This window comes from Mesorhizobium sp. M0051, assembly GCF_040323235.1.
Lineage (GTDB): Bacteria > Pseudomonadota > Alphaproteobacteria > Rhizobiales > Rhizobiaceae > Mesorhizobium.
On record NZ_JAMYUT010000084.1, the window covers coordinates 1 to 1,791 of the forward strand.

1 protein-coding gene is annotated in these 1,791 nt (G+C 64.8%); it reads right to left on the bottom strand.

The genetic code is table 11. The features are described 5' to 3' along the window. Positions 1-223 precede the first annotated feature (223 nt). A complete protein-coding gene (gene lpdA, locus NKJ90_RS33295; RefSeq protein WP_023763221.1) occupies positions 224-1,615 on the bottom strand; it encodes a dihydrolipoyl dehydrogenase in 1,392 nt (463 codons plus the stop codon). Between the last annotated feature and the right edge of the window lie 176 nt (positions 1,616-1,791).

Genomic DNA, 1,791 nt, shown 5'->3' on the forward strand with positions numbered 1-1,791 from the left:
AAACGACTCAAGGCACGATGGGCCGATCAAAACCTGCTTAGCCTCTTTACTCATATGCGATAGCCCTGCCCTTGAGGGGGAGATGTCGCCGAAGGCGACAGAGGGGGTCGCCGCGCGTCAAGCGCCATCCTCCCATCTGTCGCAAGGAGGGTCGCATCCAGTCGAACCGACCCCACTCTGGCCTGCCGGCCATCTCCCCCTCAAGGGGGGAGATCACACCGCCTCAAATATGCAGCGCGTGCCCCAGCGCCTTAAGCGCGGCTTCCTGGAAGCCTTCGCCTTGCGTCGGATGGGCATGGATGGTGCCGGCGATGTCCTCCAGCCTTGCGCCCATTTCAAGCGCCAGCCCAAACGCCGCCGCCAGTTCCGACGCGCCTTGCCCGACTGCCTGGATGCCGAGCACCAGATGGTTGTCCGCCCGCGCCACGACGCGAACGAAGCCGTCCTCGCCGAGCTTCGTCATCGCCCGGCCATTGGCGGCGAACGGGAACATGCCGATCTTGAGCTCGCCGCCGAGCGCCTTGGCCTCTTCCGGCGACAGGCCTGCCGTCACCAGCTCGGGATCGGTGAAGCAGACAGCGGGAATGGAGCGCTTGTCCCAGCTGCGTTTGTGGCCGGCAACGATTTCGGCGACCATTTCGCCCTGCGCCATCGCCCGGTGCGCCAGCATCGGCTCGCCGGTGACGTCGCCGATGGCAAAGATGCCGCGCATCGAGGTGCGGCACTGGTCGTCGATGCGGATGAATTTGCCCGCCAAGTCGAGATCGATCTGCTCGAGCCCCCAGCCTTCGGTCACCGGCTTGCGGCCGACCGTCATCAGGATCTTGTCCGCGGCGACCTTGACGCTCTTGCCGTCGGATGTCTCGATCAGCAGCGCGCCACCCTTGGTTCCCTTGGCCTTGACGCCCGTGATCACCTCGATGCCGAGCGCGGAGAGCCGCTTGACGACAGGCCGGGTGAGTTCGGAATCATACTGCGCCAGCACCCGCGGCAAGGCCTCGACCACGGTCACCTTGGCGCCCATCTTGGCGAAGGCGATGCCGAGTTCCAGTCCGATATAGCCGCCACCGACGACCGCAAGTTTTTTCGGCACTTCGCTTAGCGCCAGCGCCTCCGTCGAGGAGATCACCGGCCCGCCAAAGGGCAGGAATGGCAGTTCGACCGGGGCCGAGCCGGTGGCGATGGCGATCGCCTCGGCGCGGATCACTTGGCTTCCCGTCTCGGTCTCGACCGCAACGGTCTTGCCGTCACGAAAGGTCGCCCAGCCGTGCACGGTCTTCACGCCGGCCTTCTTCAGCAGGCCGGCCACGCCGCTGTTGAGCCGGCTGACGATGCCGTCCTTCCAGGCGATTGTTTTGGCAAGGTCCAGCGTCGGTGCGGTGACCGAGATGCCGAGCGGGCTTTCGCCGCCGGCCATGTGCAAGACCTTCTCGAACTCTTCCGCGGCATGGATCAGCGCCTTGGACGGGATGCAGCCGACATTGAGGCAGGTGCCGCCCGGTTTGCCGGCTTCCACGATCACCGTGTCGACGCCGAGCTGGCCGGCACGGATGGCGCAGACATAGCCGCCCGGACCGGCGCCGATGACGAGCAGCTTGCAGGAGATTTCTTTCATGATGACACCCCAACTCGTTGTCGTGCTGCTCGAAAGGAGCGCTCTGCAGCAATCCTTCGCGCGCCCCTTGAAGCGCGTAATCTCCCCCCTCGAGGGCAGGGGAATCGCACATGAGTACAAAGGGACTCTTGTGTGGTGTGCGGAAATCGATTCTGAAAGGACCTCTGGATGATCGG

Excerpts from the sequence above, each read along its gene's own strand:
- lpdA (WP_023763221.1), bottom strand. The coding sequence starts at position 1,615 with ATGAAAGAAATCTCCTGCAAGCTGCTCGTCATCGGCGCCGGTCCGGGC.